The organism is Paenibacillus forsythiae T98 (genome assembly GCF_000520735.1).
Taxonomy (GTDB): Bacteria; Bacillota; Bacilli; order Paenibacillales; family Paenibacillaceae; genus Paenibacillus_AQ; species Paenibacillus_AQ forsythiae.
The window spans coordinates 1-3,393 of sequence record NZ_ASSC01000416.1; the positions used below are offsets into that span (position 1 = coordinate 1).

At 55.6% G+C, this 3,393-nt stretch carries 3 protein-coding genes and 1 other RNA gene; all 4 read right to left on the reverse strand.

What is annotated here, in order from left to right; genetic code table 11:
• Positions 1–1,093: DNA polymerase III subunit gamma/tau (dnaX, locus tag L692_RS0113335; RefSeq protein WP_025700572.1), on the reverse strand; the 1,093-nt coding region annotated here is incomplete at its 3' end.
• Between the two features lie 134 nt (positions 1,094–1,227).
• An RNA gene (ffs, locus tag L692_RS31200) (signal recognition particle sRNA large type) lies at positions 1,228–1,495 on the reverse strand.
• Positions 1,496–1,665: 170 nt separating this feature from the next.
• Positions 1,666–1,863: a 50S ribosomal protein L31 gene (gene rpmE, locus L692_RS0113340; protein WP_025695904.1), complete on the reverse strand. Its 198-nt coding sequence runs from the start codon at positions 1,861–1,863 to the stop codon at positions 1,666–1,668.
• Between the two features lie 111 nt (positions 1,864–1,974).
• Positions 1,975–3,273: a radical SAM protein gene (locus L692_RS0113345; protein ID WP_025700574.1), complete on the reverse strand. Its 1,299-nt coding sequence runs from the start codon at positions 3,271–3,273 to the stop codon at positions 1,975–1,977.
• Between the last annotated feature and the right edge of the window lie 120 nt (positions 3,274–3,393).

Here is a 3,393-nt window from a genome sequence, read left to right on the forward strand (position 1 = left end):
TCTCATTCTCCTGCGGGCTGCAGAGCTTCATAAGCGCCACCTCGAACAACGTCTGCGGATGCGTGGCATATTTCATCTCGCCCAAATAACGGTTCAGCGTGTCCACAATGTCGAACAGCCGCTCACGCGAGAAGACTGCGGCCATATCCCGGAATTCCGCCGGATTCAGCACTCTGTCGGTCAGCCCGGCGGAACCCGGCACCATTTTGATCATCAGCAGGTCGCGGAAGTAGTACAGCAAATTTTCGAGACATTTGTCTGCGCTCTTTCCCTCATGCATCAATTGCTCGACTAATTCAAGCAGCTGACCCATATCGCTCTCCAAAATGGCTTTGGCCAGGCGGGCAAATTGCTCCGCCGGAATGCCGCCGGTCATACCCAGCACCTGCTGGTAGGTTACATGCCCGTCAGTAAAGGAGGCGATTTGATCCAGGACGCTGAGCGCATCGCGCATTCCCCCGTCCGACAGACGGGCGATATACTGCAGCGCGTCATCCTCCGCGGATATGCCTTCCTTCTCGCAGATAACCTTCAGCCGAGCTGTCTGCTCCTCCAGCGAAACTCTGCGAAAATCAAAGCGCTGACAGCGCGAAATAATCGTCGCCGGCAGCTTGTGCGGCTCCGTTGTCGCCAAAATAAACATGGCATGCGCAGGCGGCTCCTCCAGCGTCTTCAGAAGGGCATTGAAAGCCTCCGTAGTCAGCATATGCACTTCGTCAATAATGTAAACTTTACGCCGCACCTCGGTAGGAGCGTATTTCACTTTATCCCGCAGATCCCGGATTTCCTCTACGCCCCGGTTGGACGCAGCGTCGATTTCCTGCACATCCATCACCGCGCCCGAAGCAATCCGCAAGCAGGAAGGACATTCATTGCACGGTTCCGGTCCAGAGCCCCGCTCGCAATTGACCGCTTTGGCCAATACCTTGGCGGCAGTTGTCTTTCCGGTGCCCCGAGGGCCGCTGAACAGATAGGCATGTGAAACCCGCTGCTCGCGAATCGCGTTCTGAAGCGTCTGGATAATGTGCTGTTGTCCGACCATGTCCTGGAACGCCTGCGGCCGCCAGGCACGATACAACGCGATGTGTTCCACTTGGCATTACCCTCTTTCAACCGCCGCTTCCCGGGCGTTTATCGCCTCATTATTATACTATATTCTCCGTCCCATGACCAAAAACAAAAAGCATCCCCGCTTGTCGAAGATGCTTGATATTATCTATATGAAAACCGCGCACCTGTTATTGATGACTGCGATCCGAGCGGCAACCCTGCGCGGCTGCTCGGGCTAGGCTGCCCTCCGGCACAAGAGCAAACTTGCTTATGGCTGCTTCCTTCCGGACCTGACCAGGTTCACAAGCGCTCATTGCGGAGGACCCAACCGTCAACACAGCGCGCAGGGACCAAACCTCACATCGACAGCACCTCTAACAGGAATTCAACCTCGCTACAGCGGATTGCGAGTTACAGGGCACCGCTACCTCCCCGTCTAGCACGGCGAAGATAAGTATAGCCTACGCCAAGACAAAAATCAACTGGATAAGACAACCGACTTCAGCCTCCCCTATAAGAGCCGAAGCATCCAAGGCTTAGTCCAGAAAAAAATGAAGCCCCCGCCATAAGGCAGAGGGCTTTCTACCGATCGTTGCCGACCAGCGGCAAACCGGATTAGATTCCGTATTTCTTCTTGAATCTGTCGACGCGGCCGCCAGCATCCAGGAACTTCTGCTTGCCAGTAAAGAACGGATGGCACGCGGAGCAAATTTCGACGCGAAGATCCTGTTTCACAGAACCGGCCTCGAACGTGTTGCCGCAGGCGCAGGTTACAGTTACAACATTATATTTCGGTTGAATTGCAGTTTGCATTTAGATTTCACCTCTTTTGCCCTGAGCCTCAGGCGGACCCAGAGTTAATATAAGACACATAGACACAGTCTATCACGAACAATGAAGGGAAGCAATAGATTTTCCCGCGAATTAAATATAGCGGCTTTGAGGCAATGTCCGTGCAACTGCCTTTTTGGCCCGGGCCTCCCCGGTCGGGGGAACATGCGTATACGACCCGATCACCACTTCCGGCAGCTCCTCGCGAAAGATCTCAAGCATGGTCTTCATTCCCAGGATCTCTCCCCGGGCCGGAGGAATCAGCTCAAGATAGCTTTCCGGATCAATATTAAGATTACGCATCTGGATCAGCTTGAGGCCGGTGCGCCTCACAAACTCCACCATCGCTTCAACCTCTTCTTCCCGGTCGGTGACCCCTGGAAACACCAGGTAGTTAATTGAAGCGTAAACGCCCTGCGACGCCGCATACTTCAGCGATTTCTCCACATTGGCCAGCGTGTAGCCGCGAGGCTTGTAATAAGCATTGTAGTGGTCATCCAGCGCGCTGATGGTACTGACGCGCATGAGGTCGAGGCCCGCATCGACAATTCCGCGGATATGATCGCTGAGGCCGGCGTTCGTATTGATATTGATGTAGCCCATATCGGTCACAGACCGGACCTCGCGAATCGCTTCAATAATCAGCTTCGCCTGGGTCGAGGGCTCTCCCTCACAGCCTTGGCCGAAGCTGATAATGGATTCCGGCGTTTTTAAGTGCTCAAGCATGACCTCTACAATCTCGTCTACTCTCGGCCGGAAATTCATCCGCGTCTGCGGCGAGACAAAGCCGCTGTCATCCGGCTGTTCGGAAATGCACCCGAAACAGCCCGCATTGCATGAATAGGATACCGGCACGCCTCCCTCCCACCGGCTCAGGAAGGTGTTGGAGGAGGTCAGGCATTCATAGCCGAGCGCGCAGTGGGAGAGATGCCCGTACAGACGGTTCTCCGGATATTTTCCGGTCAGACTCTCCACCCCGCTGCGCACCGCGTCGCGGTCGCAGTTCAGCGGATTCCACTTGTACGGATCATCGGTCCGATCGGCGGCCACATAGAACCCCCCGTCCTTCCATACGACAGCGGAATAGCCGAACAGCGGCAGCTTGTACGACTTATCGGTCTTGATATATCCGGGCACACAGAGACGGGTGAAGCCCTGCGGAAGCAGCGCTCCCACCGCATGCGAGCCTTCCGGCAGCGGCAGCATTTCACCGGTAGACGGATTCATCCCGACGGCTCTCGTATTTGGCAGGAGAGAAAGTGTCGCCCCTTCGGGCAGCGGAATCAGTTCTTCCTCCAGCAGTTCGACGATCATATCCCCGCTGCGGGCCAGCCCGTGGAGCTCGGGATGATCGTATACGTTTCCTTGCCCGTCGGCATATACCAGATGCATAGAATTCTCCTCTTGAACTTATTTCTTAGGTGGTAGTCGTTACGGAAGCCGTCTTGGTGCGCATAGGACGACGCGCGGAAGCCCCGCTGTTCGATGTGCCTCCGCTGCTTGCGGTGGCGG